Origin of the sequence: Campylobacter concisus (genome assembly GCF_902460675.1) — a bacterium.
In the GTDB taxonomy this organism is placed as follows: Bacteria; Campylobacterota; Campylobacteria; order Campylobacterales; family Campylobacteraceae; genus Campylobacter_A; species Campylobacter_A concisus_AJ.
Genome location: NZ_CABPUQ010000001.1, coordinates 529,212 through 545,858, shown reverse-complemented (window position 1 = coordinate 545,858; position 16,647 = coordinate 529,212). Strand labels below are relative to the sequence as shown.

General features: G+C 36.1%; 16 protein-coding genes and 5 tRNA genes. 9 read left to right on the top strand and 12 right to left on the bottom strand.

The features are described 5' to 3' along the window. The 3 genes from F3G88_RS10410 to F3G88_RS02625 form a co-directional block, all read right to left on the bottom strand. A partial coding sequence (locus F3G88_RS10410) for a site-specific integrase (RefSeq protein ID WP_508610356.1) occupies positions 1-302 on the bottom strand: 302 nt, incomplete at its 3' end. 185 nt (positions 303-487) lie between these two features. Continuing rightward, entirely contained in the window at positions 488-790 is a 303-nt protein-coding gene (locus F3G88_RS02630) for a type II toxin-antitoxin system RelE/ParE family toxin (protein ID WP_149715302.1), read from the bottom strand. Next, positions 783-1,046: a type II toxin-antitoxin system prevent-host-death family antitoxin gene (locus tag F3G88_RS02625; RefSeq protein WP_021086499.1), complete on the bottom strand. Its 264-nt coding sequence runs from the start codon at positions 1,044-1,046 to the stop codon at positions 783-785. Before F3G88_RS02625 ends, F3G88_RS02630 begins: the two co-directional genes overlap by 8 nt. A gap of 201 nt (positions 1,047-1,247) precedes the next feature. Between F3G88_RS02625 and F3G88_RS02620 the strand changes: the two genes are divergently transcribed. Next, on the top strand, positions 1,248-5,066 hold the full coding sequence (locus F3G88_RS02620) for a hypothetical protein (protein ID WP_149715301.1): 3,819 nt from the start codon (positions 1,248-1,250) through the stop codon (positions 5,064-5,066). A gap of 3 nt (positions 5,067-5,069) precedes the next feature. Next, positions 5,070-6,440 carry a thioredoxin reductase gene (locus tag F3G88_RS02615; RefSeq protein WP_149715300.1) on the top strand — a complete coding sequence of 457 codons (1,371 nt, stop codon included), beginning with the start codon at positions 5,070-5,072 and terminating at the stop codon, positions 6,438-6,440. A gap of 74 nt (positions 6,441-6,514) precedes the next feature. On the opposite strand, the gene F3G88_RS02610 is transcribed toward F3G88_RS02615, so the two are convergent. From F3G88_RS02610 to F3G88_RS02575, 8 genes are all read right to left on the bottom strand, one after another. Beyond that, positions 6,515-6,736, bottom strand: coding sequence for a site-specific integrase (locus F3G88_RS02610; protein WP_141090649.1), 222 nt, complete (start codon positions 6,734-6,736; stop codon positions 6,515-6,517). 404 nt (positions 6,737-7,140) lie between these two features. Then, positions 7,141-8,784 (bottom strand): tyrosine-type recombinase/integrase, encoded by a 1,644-nt coding sequence (locus tag F3G88_RS02600; RefSeq protein ID WP_103614479.1) that lies wholly within the window; start codon positions 8,782-8,784, stop codon positions 7,141-7,143. Positions 8,785-8,846: 62 nt separating this feature from the next. After that, positions 8,847-10,109 (bottom strand): tyrosine-type recombinase/integrase, encoded by a 1,263-nt coding sequence (locus tag F3G88_RS02595; RefSeq protein WP_103593411.1) that lies wholly within the window; start codon positions 10,107-10,109, stop codon positions 8,847-8,849. A gap of 157 nt (positions 10,110-10,266) precedes the next feature. Next, positions 10,267-10,356, bottom strand: a tRNA-Ser gene (locus tag F3G88_RS02590). Between the two features lie 58 nt (positions 10,357-10,414). After that, entirely contained in the window at positions 10,415-10,570 is a 156-nt protein-coding gene (locus F3G88_RS10190; protein ID WP_021086361.1) for a hypothetical protein, read from the bottom strand. A gap of 31 nt (positions 10,571-10,601) precedes the next feature. After that, positions 10,602-10,675, bottom strand: a tRNA-Cys gene (locus tag F3G88_RS02585). Positions 10,676-10,681: 6 nt separating this feature from the next. Then, positions 10,682-10,768, bottom strand: a tRNA-Leu gene (locus tag F3G88_RS02580). A 9-nt stretch (positions 10,769-10,777) separates the two neighbouring features. Then, positions 10,778-10,852 (bottom strand) — tRNA-Gly (locus tag F3G88_RS02575). Positions 10,853-10,955: 103 nt separating this feature from the next. On the opposite strand from F3G88_RS02575, the gene F3G88_RS02570 reads away from it, so the two are divergent. The 7 genes from F3G88_RS02570 (at position 10,956) to F3G88_RS02540 (ending at position 16,113) form a co-directional block, all read left to right on the top strand. Further along, positions 10,956-11,031: transfer RNA gene (locus tag F3G88_RS02570), tRNA-Ala, on the top strand. Between the two features lie 103 nt (positions 11,032-11,134). Beyond that, positions 11,135-11,875: a phosphotransferase gene (locus tag F3G88_RS02565; RefSeq protein ID WP_149715299.1), complete on the top strand. Its 741-nt coding sequence runs from the start codon at positions 11,135-11,137 to the stop codon at positions 11,873-11,875. An 80-nt stretch (positions 11,876-11,955) separates the two neighbouring features. Continuing rightward, the gene (locus tag F3G88_RS02560; protein WP_149715298.1) at positions 11,956-13,080 is read left to right on the top strand and encodes a PepSY-associated TM helix domain-containing protein; all 1,125 of its coding nucleotides are present in this window, start codon (positions 11,956-11,958) and stop codon (positions 13,078-13,080) included. Positions 13,081-13,151: 71 nt separating this feature from the next. Next, positions 13,152-14,174: a ribonucleotide-diphosphate reductase subunit beta gene (locus tag F3G88_RS02555; protein ID WP_009494790.1), complete on the top strand. Its 1,023-nt coding sequence runs from the start codon at positions 13,152-13,154 to the stop codon at positions 14,172-14,174. After that, a complete protein-coding gene (locus F3G88_RS02550) occupies positions 14,164-14,652 on the top strand; it encodes a putative periplasmic lipoprotein (RefSeq protein ID WP_149715297.1) in 489 nt (162 codons plus the stop codon). The genes F3G88_RS02555 and F3G88_RS02550 overlap by 11 nt, the downstream gene beginning before the upstream one ends. Beyond that, a complete protein-coding gene (locus F3G88_RS02545) occupies positions 14,653-15,420 on the top strand; it encodes a carbon-nitrogen hydrolase family protein (RefSeq protein ID WP_103574155.1) in 768 nt (255 codons plus the stop codon). It begins immediately after the preceding gene. A 60-nt stretch (positions 15,421-15,480) separates the two neighbouring features. Then, positions 15,481-16,113, top strand: coding sequence for a protein-L-isoaspartate(D-aspartate) O-methyltransferase (locus F3G88_RS02540; protein WP_103574156.1), 633 nt, complete (start codon positions 15,481-15,483; stop codon positions 16,111-16,113). A 14-nt stretch (positions 16,114-16,127) separates the two neighbouring features. Here the strand turns inward: F3G88_RS02540 and F3G88_RS02535 are convergent, their stop codons facing one another. Further along, complete coding sequence (locus F3G88_RS02535) at positions 16,128-16,619, bottom strand: hypothetical protein (protein WP_103574157.1); 492 nt, start codon at positions 16,617-16,619, stop codon at positions 16,128-16,130. Between the last annotated feature and the right edge of the window lie 28 nt (positions 16,620-16,647).

The following is a 16,647-nucleotide window of genomic DNA, read 5'->3' as shown; positions in this document are numbered from 1 at the left end:
AAATTGCCACGTAGTCTGTGAAAACTAACATTTGCACTTGGGATAGATTTATGAATGTGTCTATTTAGGCGCTTTCCAAAATAATCACTACTCTCTTTTCCTTTCTTGATTTGCTCTAACCACTTTAAGTCAGCCAAATGCTCAATATTCTTATGTAGCGGAATTTGTCTATATTTGCTAACGCCTCCTTTTTGTTTAGCGGTCTTAACATTTATAAATTTTATACCATCTTCTTCACCTACGTTTTTGCTATCAAGTTGCCAAATTTCATTAAGCCTTAGCCCAGTATGAAGAGCAAACATCATATAGTTTCGTAGATCAAGCCTTTTTGTATCAAGAACTATTTTTAGTTCATCTAGACTAAAGTTGTCTTTCGGTGACTTCTCATCGGCTGGAATTTTAAAAGATGTTTATGTATATTTTCACAAAAAAAGAGTGCTAGGATTGGTGGATATTTCTCTAGAAAGATATTATTAAAGTTATATGTCTAAAAAGCACTTGGTGTATATCTAATAGTGATGATTATAACGGCCTTATCTTTTTCATTTACCCTATAAATAACTGTATAGTTTTTAACAAATAGCTGTCTATAGCACATATTGGCATATCTGCTAACTTTTCTAATAGCACTACGATTTGGCATCTCATCTAGACTAAGGATAGTGTTTTTGATAGCCTCTAGTGTAGAGTTTGCAGCACCTGACGAGAGCAAAGATAGTGCGATATATTTATATATTGCTTCAAGCTCTTCATAAGCTTGTGGTGAGATTAGGACTTTATACTTACTCAAGATACTTATCTTTTAAACTAGCAAAAACATCTTTTGCCTCTAGCATCTTTGTATCTGCTGTTATCTTAGCTTCAGATGATGCGATAGCGCTATCTATATCGGCTGTAGCTACTAGCTTATCATATGTCTTTATACTCATCACAACCAAGTCGCCATAGCCATTTTTAGTTACAAATATTGGCTCATCCTTGCTATTGCATAGCTGTGAAATTTCATTTGTGTTTCTAAGCTCTTTTATAGGTACTATTTGAGGCATATGTTATTTCCTTTTAATAATATGACATGATTATAGCATAATTGTGATATAAATTTAGATGGCTTGTCCAGCTAACTTGACAAACTAAAAAAGACAAGCCCAAGTATCAAGCATTTCCTACTTTTTCTTAACCAATAATAAATTAATAATATTATAAATACAATCACAATAAAATATCAAAAACAGTAGTGGTGGCTTAATATGCAAAACAACGAAATAAATATAACCTACTCTTGCGAAGAGACATTAAAAAAGATGAAAGAGTATATGGCTGATGCAAAATGCGTAACTCTTTATACGTCTAGTTTTAATTCACTCACATCGTACTCTAACGGCATAGCTAATGAGATCATATCTAATCTAATATTTTCTAAGAAGAGAGATAAAAAAGATGTGTCAATCGTATCTGACTTTTATATAGATAAAGAGAGCTTTACTGATAGCAAGCTAAATAGAATAAGAGAATTTGAATATAGAGATATACCAGTAAAGATCGTCCATAAAAAGAGTGCGGTTGATAAGTTTTTTGCAAATTTAAAAGAGAAGATAAGCCCTATAAAAAGTAAAGCAAGATATGAAGCTGAACTTGAAGCTGCTCAGGATGAGCACGAGAGAAATTTGCTAAAAAGCATGGGTGAAACAAAGACAGAATCTATAAGCTTTTATGATATGTTTGAGGTCATAGTATCCAACTATGATGACGCCAAAGATATCGTAAAAGAGTGCCTAAATACCTTAAAAAATGATCTACTAAGCGATGCTAGCTCTTTGATATCTAGCGAGGGACTAGATGGAGCTAAATTTGAAAAAAGCATTGAAGAGTGTTTTAGAGAGTTAGATAAGAATTTAAGTGAGCTAAACAAAGAAAGCGGAGAGTTTTTACTAAAACAAATATTTCTTTTTATACTAAGCATAGTTGATCTAAGTGACCCAAAGGCTGCGCTTAAAAAGGCAAACGGATGCTTTTTGTTCTATGAGCTTAGTAAAATAACCTACAAGATGGTTGAGCATCAAAGTAATAGATCTCTTTATGGCGTAACCTTACCTATCCTTAGCTTTTTCACATCTAGATTTGCTTCTATTATAAATACCCTAAATATAAACTCAAGCTGCAATGTATTAGTATTTAAACAAGATAAATCCTCTAATTCTGGCTTTTTTATAGACTTTACCCACCTAAACTTAGACTATATCTACTTTAGAGACGACAATAACCTAAATGAGGTTAATTGCAATGCAGATGAGGGATATAGTGTGTTTGGTCATTTAGATGATCTGTCGGTATTTGATCACACTAAGGATGTTTGCTCTTATGATATAGTAAATAAAAACTTAGGCTTTGGCTCTAGTGATGATACGCTCTTTAAAAGACTAAAGGATCAAATAAAAGGACTAAATGCAAATTTAAATTTTATCTGTGCTTCAAATTTCAACTCTATAAAACTAGCCAATCTAATAGCAAACAAGTCCGATAAAAATGGCTCATCTGCAAACGATGAGATGAACAGCAAAGATTTTTCAAATTTAAATAAAAACTATGTAGTCCTCTCAAACTCACCTTTTAGATCAAGTGCAGGTCTTAGAGAAGAAGTAATAAGTAAATGCCTAGATCAAGTGATAGAAGATGGACTAAATAGATCTAATAAATCCAACCTTGTAAAACAAAAATTCACCGATATAAAGACTCTAAGTCCTATTAAGGATTACAGCCAGTACAGCATAAACATCAATAAAGAAAACAATAGATCAACTCTTGTTTTAAATTTATCTCCATTTGCAAGGATAGATAAAAAATATATAGACAACATAGAGCAAAAAAGGGAAGAATTTAAAGAGATCGCCTATCAAGATGACACCAACTATCTTGATAACTACACCAAATACGAAGAGTTATTTAAGACAAATTTCTCTCACGTAAATGCTTATGCTAAGCAACCAAATGATATGGAGAAGATCAAAAAAAGTGAAGAAGAGTATATGAAAAAGGTAACTCTCTCTTTTAAAGCAGTATTTGATAAGGTAAATGAAAACGCCTTAAACAGAAGAGAGGCTGAAGCATATAACAATAGCAATATCTCAAGCCAACTTATAGATGATATAAAAAACGGCTCATCAACCGCAGATGAATACCAATCACAAATGCAACGTATAATACAAACCCTCCCAAAACGTTACTCTTTCATAGAAGCACTATCTCTTAGTGTGGCTTACTTTATAATGACTAAAAGCTATTCAAAAAAAATGATAAAGAAAAGCATTCAAGATGGTGATGAATATATAGTAATAGAAGATGATGAAATAAAAGCCCTACACTCAAACTCTATAATAAGAATTTTTGATAGAGATTTAAAGTTATTTTTCTACAAAGACTCAGTAAAAAATAGCGGACTAAAAAGTGGCGAGTATCTATGTATAGAAGAAATTTCTAAATATATGGATGGAGTAAATAACAAGGATGTAGTTAGCGTTGAAGAGCTTTTAGCTGAAAATGAAGTTGGTAAGAATGCAGATATCAAAGACCCTTTGCAAAAAGATCTAATGAAACTTCTTATAGAACAAGCTGACAAGATAGATGAGAACTATAAAAAAGATGAAGCTACTATAAAAGAGGCTATCACCACCAAGAATAAAAACATTCTAAAAGAGGCTATAAATTTAAAAGATATAGCATATAGCAATGATAGAGATATAAATAAAGAGGTAACCTCATTATTAGTAAAAACTACTATAGAAGAGGTGTTTCCACTAGCAAAATTTGTTGGCGAAGATGGCATATCTAAGATATATGAATCACTTGGCTCTTATATATTTAATAAAGATGCAAAGGCACTAAGAGAGACATTTCTTGATGAGCTTGGGGTATTAAATTTAGTAAAAAGCCTACTTGGTGCAAGAAAGACTAAAGAGATAGATAGATATATCTTACTAATAACCAGTCTAAAAACTACAAGCGTAGTTTTACAACATTCAAAGCTTAATCTAATCATTCAAGCTTCAAATGCTTTTAGGCTTCATATGGCTATGGAGTATTATAAACTAAGTATAACCTATACAGAGATCACAACATATACCTTTATGAGATATACTCATAGGTTTAGCTATACAGATTTTCAAGAGATAAAGAGACTAATAAAAGATTATGCAGGATCACTAGGTAAGAGCATAGGTGCTTCTATGGTTAGTGGTGCATTAGAACTTTGGAAAACATCCTATGAAAAACTAGAAGAGAACTACAAAGAGATAATGCACACAAGATACACATATAAATTTAATGAAGCTTACGCACTAAATAATATCTCATATAAACCTATGTCTATAAAAGAAGCCTATGATAAAAATAGTACAAATAGCTATTGCTACTATCCAGTAATGATCTATCAAAACTATATAAGCCTAAATTTAAATAGACTATTTCTAGGAGCTAATATAAGTAGTGGAGGACTAGACTATAACTCATTTATGTACTATGACATAGACCATAAGAAAAACAAACTATCTTTTAACCTAGCTTCTAAACTAGCACTAAATAACCTTAGTACCTATCTATGTTTAGATGAGCTAAGAGGATCTGGTAATGAGATAGATGCAAACTACTTTAAATATGCTAGAAGTAGATACACTGAATCTGATGTAGAGATAAGGGAGTTAAATTTGGATGTAAAAGAGGAGAAAGAGATATATAATAATTACAAGGATGGCGCATTGCCAAATAAAGCAGCAGGCAAACCAAAATATCCGATAGATGCCTATCAAGAGGCTGCAAATATTATATATATGCTTAGACTAGGAATTTTTAACACCAACTATGACAATACTCACCGTAACCTCTCAAGAGATCTAGTAGAAGCTCTTGATACTATTGGCAACAATAACATAAAGGGTATATATGTGGGGTGTAAGGAGTTCGGATCGTCAGATAGAAAAGACAAGAGTACTCAAACCACATCATCTATCCCACCTCGCCTAGTAGGTCGTTTAGCCACTACCATAGTAATGGAAGATGGTCTATATATAGGATAAGATATGAAAAAGATCATATTTATCATCATAGCTCTTTTAGTAGCCACAGCAGTAGTGGTAATAAGCAAAGGAAAATTACAAGATAAAGGAAATTTAATGGATAATACATATACGGTTATAGCTCCGAATGGAATGGAAATACCATTTGATAAAAAGACAAATTTAATGATACCAAACAATGATAATTATAATAAACCTAGGACAAATAAGGAGTACTTAGAAATTCAATCCAAGTATCTCTTAGAAGCCCGCTCCATCCTAGACTCATCCCCATATAAAAACTATAAACCCCTATACTATAACCCTAAACCAAATTCTCTAGGTCAAACAGACTATCTATCATTTAAACCATGGCTAGATATTAGCTATAAACCAAGCTCAAATAAACTATCACCTTGGACTAAGACAGAAAAAGCCTACTATGAAAGTTTAAAAGATAAGAGAGATAGATATATCTATCTAGTAAAAAGAAGTAATCTAAAATGCACTATGATAGATATCCCAGAAGATGCAATAGGTAGAGTGGATAGCAATGGCAAACTAACAAAGCCAGAGTATGCTGAAATTTATGATGAAGTAAATGCTCACAAAGGTACTCTAAAATCAGAACTATTTGCAGCAGAGTGGAATATATGTGCAGGAGTATTAGGAGATATGGGAGGATTTGTAGGAGGTGTTGGATTAGGTTATGCAGGATTTAAAGCAAGAGCATATCAATCAATGTTTCTATCAGCTCAGCTTGGTCAAGACGGAGCCCTAGAAGCATTAGCTGATTTATTTGAATACTCTACCTATTTAGTAGGTCTAAATAAAAATTTACAAATGGCTGAAGAGTTTAGAAAACTAGCTAAAAATCCTCCACTAGATGAATATGGGATGATGCCTTATCTTGATGAGATAGTAGGAAGCTACTTCGTGATGGATTTTAATAGAGGACTTGCACTTGATACTGATGGTAGGGTTATGCGGTATTTTAGAAAACTCGTTGAAGACGAAGGTAAATTATTAGACCCTAGAGACCTAGATGCAAATGAGACTACAAGGGAAGAATTTATGACAAAAATGAAAGACGTCCTAAAAGATGAAATGCTTCCTTTTGATGTAGCTGAACCAGATGATCAAGAATATAGGCAAGTGATTTTAAACAGAGATATTAATATTTTAGAAGCTAAAATAATGTCCCTAACCCCACCAGAGGGATATCCAAATGCTCCATACTACAACACACCAGAAGAGCTAACAAGACTATATGAGGCTGGTAAATTAGATAAAAAGCTAAACCCTCTAACACCAGTGATGTATAGAGATAGCTTCCCTGAAGATCTTAGAGCTAAGATATTAAGCTATGCAAAAGAGCATAATATAAAGGATTAACACTTTAATATCAAGTAATAGATTATGGTTTATAGAAAAAAGCATGTATCCATTATAAACCATACATCTAATATCTAATAGCACACCATTTCAACTTTTGCTTTTAAAACACTGGCATTTATATTTGTAGCATATGTTCCGAGTAAAATTTTATACTGCTTCTCATGTCCTACTATTTGAGCTATGATATTTGGCTCTACTTCTTGTTTGACAAGCGTATCTATAAAATAGTGCCAAAATATCGTTATACACAACTTTTTGCTGTTTCTGCAAACGACGCTAAAAAACGACCGCAAGCTATTTTATAGAAAAATTTATGTTTTATTAACTAGAAGCAAGGAAAATTTATACATTCTGACTTCTGAAAAGTTTGACGAAAATTTGCCTGCCGAGATCAAAAACGTAATAGAAACGATAAAAAAATACGCAAGCATAGCAAAAGCTGCCGAAGGGCCGAGCAAAGACAAAAAACCGCAAGCTCAAAAATAAAACTAGCCTCCATAAAACCCGTGCTAAGAGATATAAAATACGGAGCCGAGCTAGTGGTAGCCGGAAGCGAACTCTTTGTCATAATAGCGGGGCTATTTGAGTATAGCTTTAAATTTGGGCTTGCGACTACCAGTCAAACCGAAAAACCGATTTTATACCCATGTCTACATACTAAGTTTTATCAAAATTCGGCAGATTACGGTGTCTTATTTCATTTTGCAGTCATGGCGATGGGTTTATTTTTTGTTTTTCTAGATTTTCTAGGCTTTACGTGTCCGATTTGATTTTTTGGGATATTCAAATATTCAAAAATATATTCAAAGGCGTCAAGTCCTTGTATCGCTAAAATTTTCGCGTCCATGTATTCGGACTTCGCATATGTACCCTGTGTCATATCTGGTGCATAACCCAGTATAGTTTTGGTTATTTTATATTTTACTTGATCTTCGATATCATCTTTTTTTAAATTTTCCGAATGCCCGAGCAATTTCTTATCCGTACCTACATAGTCCTTAAAGCCAGCAAGAACCAGCCACTCATCGATCGCGTTAGCAAAATTTCCCCTAAGTCTATGGACGCTTACCGTATTATCTTTTATTACCTTATCTATTTCGGCATTGAGAGCTTTTGACAAAGTTCCTTTATTTGAATATATTTTTTTAATTTTTGCAATCCAGTCGTATTTGTAGAGATCTTTTAATAATTTATGCAATGGTATGTTTCTATAAAATATCTTATCGGCACCTTGCTTCGCGGTTTTTACCTTCAAAAACGGATGATTGCAATCCGTATAAAAACTATCTTTATTTAAGTTATAAAATTCCTCCGTTCTTATGCCAGTTGTTAGTAGAAATCTTAAACAGTCTAAAATTTCTTTGCGCGCATTATCATATTTGCCGCTAAATATCTTTTTGAGCTCTTCAAGGGTAAAATTTCTTTTATCCGTTACGTTTTTATTTACCCCGTAGTTACTAAGTTTTTCAAACGGATTAAAGCTCATATACCTTTTTGATACCACATAATCAAAAAATGTTCTTACTCTACCTATTATATTATTTACGGTTTTTTCACTTATTGGGTTGCCTTGTTTACCCTTTTTTGCACTTATGTATTCTTGAAACTCCTCTACATCTAGTTTTTCGATCTCATATATGTTGTTATCTTCCATATATTTGATGAATTGATTTATATCGTTTATATATCTTTTTTTGGTTTCCTCCTCATACTTTTGCTTCTTGCCTTCTCTTTTTATAAATTTATCACGCATATCCAGCAAATTTATATTTATTTTTAGTTCTTGATTTTTCGGTAAAAGCTCTTTTTGCTTTTTCGGTAATTTTTTAAGCGTTTCACTCTCTAAGTACCCTGCAATATTGTCGGGTACAAATTGTTTATTGATAAATCTGCCGCCTTTTACTTTTTCATCCGTGAAAATGCCGTACTTTATTACTTCTTCTGGTATATTGTAAGTTTCAAGATCTATTACGCCTGTTTTTGGCTCATTTTGCATATCAAGTTCGTTAACCGAATTTATGATGCTTTTTTGAATTATCATTGCAGTATCTTTGAAAATGACTTGCATGTAATATTTGGTAGGCGTTGAGTCGTTTAATTTTTTTAAAATATCCGCTCTTTTTCGCCATTTATATTTGTCTTTTTTATTTCTGGCATAATTCTTTACGCAATGGTCCATATCTCTCTCAAGCTGCTCCTTATCTAGGGTGTTTCCGATAAAGCCCATCTTGATATTGTCTGTTTTGTTTATAAAATCCTTTTTTATGCCAGAGTAAAACTCAAAAAGCCTACCGAAGTCTACGTTTTCTTCGTCAAGTAAATTTAAAATCTCTTTATTCATATTTCACCTCTTTTTGCCAAATTATACATAACTAGCCAAAGATATTCAATAGAATTTCATCGCTAGAGATTGGAAAATATATTTAGACCATTCATAGCTTTTAGCTTTGCTTTTAGCGAGATATCCTTGGCGTATACGTCTGTTGCTAGATCGGTAGCGTGCCCGAGTAGTACCGAGGTAACATCCGTAAAACCATTTTCTAAGGAGTAATTTTTAATAGCGGACGCAAAATTTGCCCTTAGCCTATGAAAGCTTACGTTGGAGTCCGGTAAAACGGCATGAATATGTTTGTTAAGCCTTTTTCCAAGATAATTACAATCGCTTTTGCCTTTTTTTATTTTCGTTAACCACTTCATATCGCTTAGACGATATATATTTTTATGTATCGGCAGCTCTCTAAATTTAACATCTCCGCCTTTTTGCTTGGCAGTTTGAACTTTGATAAATTTAATACCGTCTCGCTCGCTTACGCTACTTTCATCTAAGCTCCAAATTTCGCTAAGCCTAAGTCCAGTGTGCAAGGCAAACGCCATATAATCTTTAAGCTCCTTTTTATCGGTCTTAAAAATCTTAACCAGTTCGTCCATGCTAAAATTATCCTTCGGCGATTTTTGATCTTTGGAAATTTTAAACGAGCTTAAAAGCTTAAACGGGTTTTGAGATATAAGGCCTATTTTGATAGCATAGTCAAACATTCTACTTGCGTAGCACGTGTAGTTATTGATGGTCTTTTTGTTAAGCCTTTTATTATTTAAGAGATGTAATTGAAAATCCTCGCAGTCCTGGTAAGAAATTTGGGTTATCTGCTTGTGCTTAAAATAAATGTCAAGTGCTTTGGCTACCCTTTGATAGTATCCGGTATTTTTACTATTTGACTTCTTACTTTCGTTTTGAGCGTATCTGGATGCTATATCCGTAAATTTTATCGATTTTCGTGTTTTATTTGGCCTATCGTTTTCTTGACATTCTTTTCTATTGACAAACATATCGTTGTCGGCTTTGGTAATCCCATAAATACCCGATATAACTTTTTCAAATATTTCTTTATATTCGGTCGTCGATAGTCGATGCGATTTGTTTTTAATATTTTTTTGAATGTTGCGTATCTTGTATCTTAACGGTAAATCAATAAATTTTTTGGTTTGAACAGAATTACGTCTATTATCGGCTTCGTTTTTTATTTTTAAAGCGATGGCTTTGGCCTCAAACTCATTGTCCGTAAATAGACAATATTTGACGGTGATAATTTTATCATTTTTCAAGGCCTTATCGAAATAGTAGTAGCTTGGTCTATTTTTGATTCGAGTTATTAATTTAGAAGTCATTGCAAACTCCTAATCTAATAAGCAAACGATGTAACAGAAATCCAAATTCAGTGTAACAAAATAAAATCGTCCGAAATTTGAGACGAAAATATAGTGATATAGACTGCTTAAAAATGCTGAAATACAGATATCTGAAGATATATTTTAAGAGTGGTTGTGGCCGGGAGATAGGGATTCGAACCCCAGGAGGCTTTCACACCTCAACGGTTTTCAAGACCGCCGCTTTCGACCGCTCAGCCATCTCCCGATTTGAAGATTTGTGATTATAGCCAACTTTGCTTAAAATTTGCTATAACCACTAAGAATTATTCTGTTTTTTCTTTGACGTAACTAGCGCCGTCATTGATCTTTTCTTTAGTCCATTCTTTGGCGTTGTGGCTATCTTCTTTTACACCGTGCCAAGTGTTTGAACAACCTACTGCAAAAAATGCCATACAAACTATTAAAAGCAACTTTTTCATTGTTAATCCTTTAATTTGGTTTTTTGAAGTCTGGAGGCGACACCCGGATTCGAACCGGGGATCAAAGCTTTGCAGGCTCATGCCTTACCACTTGGCCATGTCGCCGTTTGGTGGTGCCCGAGACCGGACTTGAACCGGTACGGTAAAAACTACCGAGGGATTTTAAGTCCCTTGCGTCTACCATTCCGCCACTCGGGCAAAATTTAATGGAGCGGGAAACGAGATTCGAACTCGCGACCCCAACCTTGGCAAGGTTGTGCTCTACCCCTGAGCTATTCCCGCGTTAAAGGTTGCAATGTTAGCCAAAAGTTGCTTAAAAATTTATTTTATAAAAACGACTTTCAAAAAAATGTAAGCCATAAAAAGATAAAATACCAAATCTTTTGGGGTTATAGCTCAGCTGGGAGAGCGCTTGAATGGCATTCAAGAGGTCGGCGGTTCGATCCCGCTTAACTCCACCATGATTTTACTCTCTTTTTTTGCTAACAAATATTTTCACGTTTTTCATGAAATTTTACGTCAAATATATGTAAAAATTTAGAATTCTTTCGCTACATTAATAAAATGCATAATTTAAAACAATATGTAAATGAAATTTTAAAAGATCACCGCGACGAGCGTGTATTTAGCTTTGAATTCGATGGGCAAAAATTTTGGTTAAAACGCATTGAAAAGAGCATTGAAGGCAGTTTTTTAACTAAAATTTTTAAACCAAACCCTTATAGGTCATTTGCCGCTGAGATAAAAAAGCTTGAAATTTTAAACGAGGCAAATGCTCCTGCGCCAAAACTCGTGCTAAAAAGTGATGAATTTTTCGTTATAGAAGATGTTGGCGAGCCAGTTGCTAGACTATTTAAATATAGTAACGATGAAAAATTTAAACACGAAATTTTGCTAAAAGCAGCCCGCGCACTAGCTGGACTTCACGCACTAAATTTTGCGCACGGACGCCCAGCTCTTAGGGATATCGCCATAAAAAATGACGAGATAAAATTTCTAGATTTTGAGTCAAAATTTTTTAGCAAAGACTTGGAGCTTCAAAAGTGCCGTGACCTACTAGTTTTCATCCACGAGCTCTACCGACAAAAAATTTCAAATGAGCTTGTAAAAGAGGTGATTGATGAGTACATCAAGGCTAATGGCAGTGAAATTTACAAGCACTCTTTGCGCTTAATAGTAAAATTTAAGCCACTTTACTACCTACTAAAGCCGTTTAAATCTCTAAACAAAAAGGATCTAAACGCGGCTATTTCAACATTTGAGCTTCTTTTGCCAGCCACAAAATCCAAAATCACATCCAGATAACTAAAAAATAATCTTCTAAATTTTATCTCTGCTTAACAAAAAATAAATTAATATTCGTTATTAAAATTAAAAGGAGATATATGCTTTTTAAGCGTAACAAAATCATTTTCAACATCCACCTAATAATCGGTCTGATCGCGACTATACCGCTACTTATCATGACACTTGCAGCGCCATTTGCCTCTTACAGAGAGGAGATAAAATCTGCGATAAATGAAAAATATATAAATTTAGCACCTAGCGAAAAGCCAAATTTAAGCTTAAGCGAGATCCTCGCCAAGGCAAAAAGTGAGATCAAATTTGACACGCTTGAAAATGTACAAATCGGCGGTGAAAACAAAGCTTATAGCATCAGCGTCACTAAAGATAAAAAGCTCTTAAATTTCTTTATCGATCCAAGAAGTGGCGAGGTGATTAGCGAAGACTGGGGCGAGAAAACTCGCATGATAATACTAAGCCTACATAGAAATTTAGGCCTTGCCCTGCTTGATAGCAAAGTCCCAGCCAACATCGGCAAGCAAATAGTCGCCATTAGCTCGATCATCATGGCACTTCTTGCCATCAGCGGCCTCATCCTCTACGCACCAGCGATCAAGCGAAATTTACTAAATTCGCTAAAGATCAAAACAAACGCAAAGGGCTACGCCTGCTTTTACAACCTCCACACGAGCCTTGGCACCTACGTGGCGATCCTGCTTGTCGTGATGTCGCTAACTGGTCTCTACTGGTCTTATGGCTGGGTCAGAAACAGCGTAAATAGCGTATTTTTCGAGCTAAAACCAAGCCAAGCGCAAAGGGCAATGCCTCAAAAAAATTTAATCCCTATAAGCGATGAAAAATTTAAAGAGATCGAGGCTGCGGAGCAAATTTTTAAAGAAAATGTCACGCTAGAGCTAAAATCACTCACGATAAACGTGCCTGAAAACAACCAAAGCACCTACACAATAAACTACGAAACTGCCGAGAGTCAGGTAGGCAAGCTAAAGCTTGACGCAAGCGCTGGCAAGATAAAAGAAAATAAGCTTGTTAGCAAGAGTGATAGCATCCCAGAGGCAAAAAAGGCTGGGCGAAAAGTGCTTAGCCTGCATACCGGAGAGATCTTTGGCGAGGTCGGTCAGATCGTCTTTGCCATCTCTTGCGTGATCGCCGTTTTACTAATAATAACTGGCTTTTTGATGACCATAAAAAGGAGCAAAGCTATCTAAATAAAAGTAAATTTTTACCTTGCTTTGGGTAAGATTTTAAGAAATTTTTACCACAAACAAGAGAGAAATTTATGAACAGAAAACGCATTTACAACCCAAGTTCAAATGAAAATTTGACCGACAGAAGAGTCTTTAATGGCAACCCACACGGCATTTTAAATTTCACCAAGGCAAAATACGAGTGGGCGTTAAAGCTTTGGGACCTCATGGAGGCAAATACCTGGTTTCCAAAAGAGGTCGATACAACAGACGACGTGCGCGACTACGCCTACAACCTCACAGAGGCTGAAAAACGCATGTACGATCTCGTCTGGAGCCAGCTCATCTCGATGGATAGCTTCCAGACAAACAACCTAGCTGACAACATCAACCCTTACATCACCGCACCAGAGATCAACGCCGTGCTAAGCCGCCAAGCATACGAAGAGGCAAACCACAGCAAGTCTTACGCCGTAATGGTCGAGGCGATCTGCGACAACACCGACCTCATCTACGAGATGGAGAAGCACGACGACGTATTGCGTGAGAAAAATGACTACATCTCAAGCGTCTACGAGGAGCTTGCAGGCGAAGTGACTGACGAGAAGCTACTTCTTGCGATGGTGGCAAACCAAATTTTAGAGGGCATCTACTTTTACAGCGGCTTTACGGCGATCTACGCTCTAGCTCGCGCTGGCAAGATGCTAGGCTCGGCGCAGATGATCCGCTTCATCCAACGTGACGAGATCACACACCTGCTTTTGTTTCAAAACATGATAAATTCGGTCCGCAAGGAAAGGCCTGACCTTTTCACGCCTGAGACTGAGGCGAAAATTTATGATATGTTTGAAAAAGCTGGAAATTTAGAGATCAAATGGGGCAAATACATCACCCAAAACCAAATAATGGGCTTTACAGACGACATAATCGAGCAGTATATCCACTATCTCATCGACCAACGCCTAGTTGCGATCGGCCTAAAACGCAAATACAACGTCGCTCACCCGATCAAATGGGTCGATGACTTTGCGAAATTTAACGACCAAAAGTCAAATTTCTTTGAAGCAAAGGTGACAAACTACAGCAAGGGGAGTATCAGCTTTGATGACTTTTAAAAATAGCATATTAGCCCTTGCCTGCGTGCTTTTGGCTGGGTGTGCGAGCAGTAGCCAAAGGATCGTTGACATAGCAAACCGAGATAATCTCGTAAATTTCCCCGCCCACAAACTTGTTAAAGTAAAAGAGACAAGCCAAGCGGAAGTCTATCAAGAGATGCCAAATGGGGAAATTGCACCAAGTTTCGCACCGCTAGGATCTGTTCTAGGAAATGATGTGATGCTTGACATAAACAAGCAGTGTGGCTTTGAGGCAAAAGACCTAAAAGAGATAAGAGTGGTCTTGCATGATGAGGTTAGAGGTCTTGGCTTTGAAGTCTGGGTCTTTAACGACCCGCTCTCGCAGAGGGAAGACAAAACCACAGCTATAAGCGTTATTTTAAAAGCTACGCCAAACATCGGTGGCACGGATATAAACTACAAAATTCCAAAAGACTGCCATGATGAAAAACCTATGATATTTGTATTTGAAAAATAGATGAGCGAAAATTTAAACCTAATAAGCCTAACTTTAAAGGCAAAAAGTGCTACCGAGCGCCTAGAAGAGCTTGCAAATTTAGTTGAGGCTGCACCTGAAAATTCTCTCCTGCTTGCAAGCGAGCTTTGCATAAGCGGATATGACTTTGACGGCTTTTTTGCTGGGGCGAACAAAGCTATGCTTGGTGGCATGATAGGTAGCTTTGATGCAATGCTGCTTGAGCGCTTGCAAGAGGCGCTTAGCCCAGATAAATTTCTTGGTTTTACGCACCTTAGCAGCCTAAACAAAAGCGCAGGGCTCGCTCAAATTTCAAATCTAAATCCGCACCAACCAAAAATTTATAACGAATTTTTGCTTCTTAACTCAAACAACGTCTTTCATTCACAATTTAAAGCCGAACTTTTTCGGCCAAATTTAGAGCATGAAATTTTTGCAGCTGGTGAGGTCAGCGATATAAATGCCTTTACATTTAAAGGGCTAAAGCTTGGCGTGCTGATATGCTTTGAACTGCGTGATAGCAGGCTTTGGGCAAAGCTAAGAGGATGTGACATCATCATGGTGCCAGCCATGTGGGGCAAGGCTAGAGAGGACACCTACCTTAGCCTTTGTAAGGCGCTTGCGATCGCAAATAACTGCTACGTCATGATCTCAAGCTCGCTTGATCTTGAGCTCGCTGGGGTCTTTTTGCCAGACGGTACGCTAGAAGCAAGCGCAGTTTTTGACGCAAATTTGATAGCGCAGATAAAGAAAAATTTAGGGCTTTTATAAATTTTAAGATAAGCTTTAAATCGTATAATAATGATTTAAAATTTGTTTAGGATAGAAATTTTGACCCAACTAGAAGCGATAAAATGCCAAAATTTAGCTAGCGACATAGCCGATGAGATCACACTAAGTCCGCTTTTGTTTGACGCGATATCAACAACTGAGCGTGAAATTTTCGTGCCTATCCCAGCACATGCTTACAAGCTTGACGCGCAGCCGATACTGGGTAATCAGTGGATCAGCTCGCCACTAACCGTGGCAAAGATGACGATGGCGCTAGAGTGCGAAAATGTGGATAACATCCTAGAAATAGGCTGTGGCAGTGGCTATCAAGCAGCTATTTTAAGCAAGCTCGCGCATAGAATTTTTAGCGTCGAGCGCATAGAAAAGCTAGCCATGGAGGCCAAAAAACGCTTTGAGGCACTAAAGATCAAAAACGTGCACGTAAGATATGACGACGGCAACAACGGCTGGCGAAGCTACGCACCGTTTGATAGAATTTTACTCTCGGCTGCTGCTGATGAGATCTCGCCAAATTTATTCGCTCAACTAAAAAAAGGTGGTATCTTGGTCGCTCCGATGAAAAAAGATGGCAAGCAGTTTATCGCTAAATTTAGAAAAGATGAAGATGGAAATTTAGAAAAAGAGTTTTTAGACGAGTGTCTTTTTGTGCCACTTCTTGAGGGCAGAGAGTAGGAGCTAAACTCCTACTACCATCTAACCAACCATTCACCGCTAGGGTGTTGCGTAAATATAATATCATCAAATTGTGCTACCTCTTCGCTATCTGGGGTAATAAATATCACATCAAAACTAAATGCGTTTTTGGCGATAAATTTAATATTTTCTATACGCAAAATATTGGCACAATCAGCATATGTATATTTAAATGTTCTTAAAAGACTATCATCTTTTCGTAGCGCAGGCGCCCTTGTGCCACCTTCCATAAATTTATCATTTTTATTGGCCTTATAGCATGCCATATTTGCTAAAAATTCCTGCATCCTAGGCTTTGCACTATCAAATTTAGCTTGATATTCCTTTGCGACTTTAGCTTTAGATACATTATCTTGAACGGACGGAGTGATTATTGTTGCACTTTGGCTGCCATTTGTTGGTGTTTGTAGGCTAGGCAGATCTGGGAGAGTGCAACCACTAAAGATAGCAGCTACCATAATAAGATAGAGTGATTTTGTTTTCATTTTTTTCCTTTTTTTAAAGTAAAACTTA

Bases quoted from the DNA above. Each gene is read 5' to 3' on its own strand.
- F3G88_RS02625 (WP_021086499.1), bottom strand. From the start codon at position 1,046: ATGCCTCAAATAGTACCTATAAAAGAGCTTAGAAACACAAATGAAATT.
- F3G88_RS02620 (WP_149715301.1), top strand. From the start codon at position 1,248: ATGCAAAACAACGAAATAAATATAACCTACTCTTGCGAAGAGACATTA.
- F3G88_RS02615 (WP_149715300.1), top strand. From the start codon at position 5,070: ATGAAAAAGATCATATTTATCATCATAGCTCTTTTAGTAGCCACAGCA.
- F3G88_RS02600 (WP_103614479.1), bottom strand. From the start codon at position 8,784: ATGAATAAAGAGATTTTAAATTTACTTGACGAAGAAAACGTAGACTTC.
- F3G88_RS02595 (WP_103593411.1), bottom strand. From the start codon at position 10,109: ATGACTTCTAAATTAATAACTCGAATCAAAAATAGACCAAGCTACTAC.
- F3G88_RS10190 (WP_021086361.1), bottom strand. From the start codon at position 10,570: ATGAAAAAGTTGCTTTTAATAGTTTGTATGGCATTTTTTGCAGTAGGT.
- F3G88_RS02565 (WP_149715299.1), top strand. From the start codon at position 11,135: ATGCATAATTTAAAACAATATGTAAATGAAATTTTAAAAGATCACCGC.
- F3G88_RS02560 (WP_149715298.1), top strand. From the start codon at position 11,956: ATGCTTTTTAAGCGTAACAAAATCATTTTCAACATCCACCTAATAATC.
- F3G88_RS02555 (WP_009494790.1), top strand. From the start codon at position 13,152: ATGAACAGAAAACGCATTTACAACCCAAGTTCAAATGAAAATTTGACC.
- F3G88_RS02550 (WP_149715297.1), top strand. From the start codon at position 14,164: ATGACTTTTAAAAATAGCATATTAGCCCTTGCCTGCGTGCTTTTGGCT.
- F3G88_RS02545 (WP_103574155.1), top strand. From the start codon at position 14,653: ATGAGCGAAAATTTAAACCTAATAAGCCTAACTTTAAAGGCAAAAAGT.
- F3G88_RS02535 (WP_103574157.1), bottom strand. From the start codon at position 16,619: ATGAAAACAAAATCACTCTATCTTATTATGGTAGCTGCTATCTTTAGT.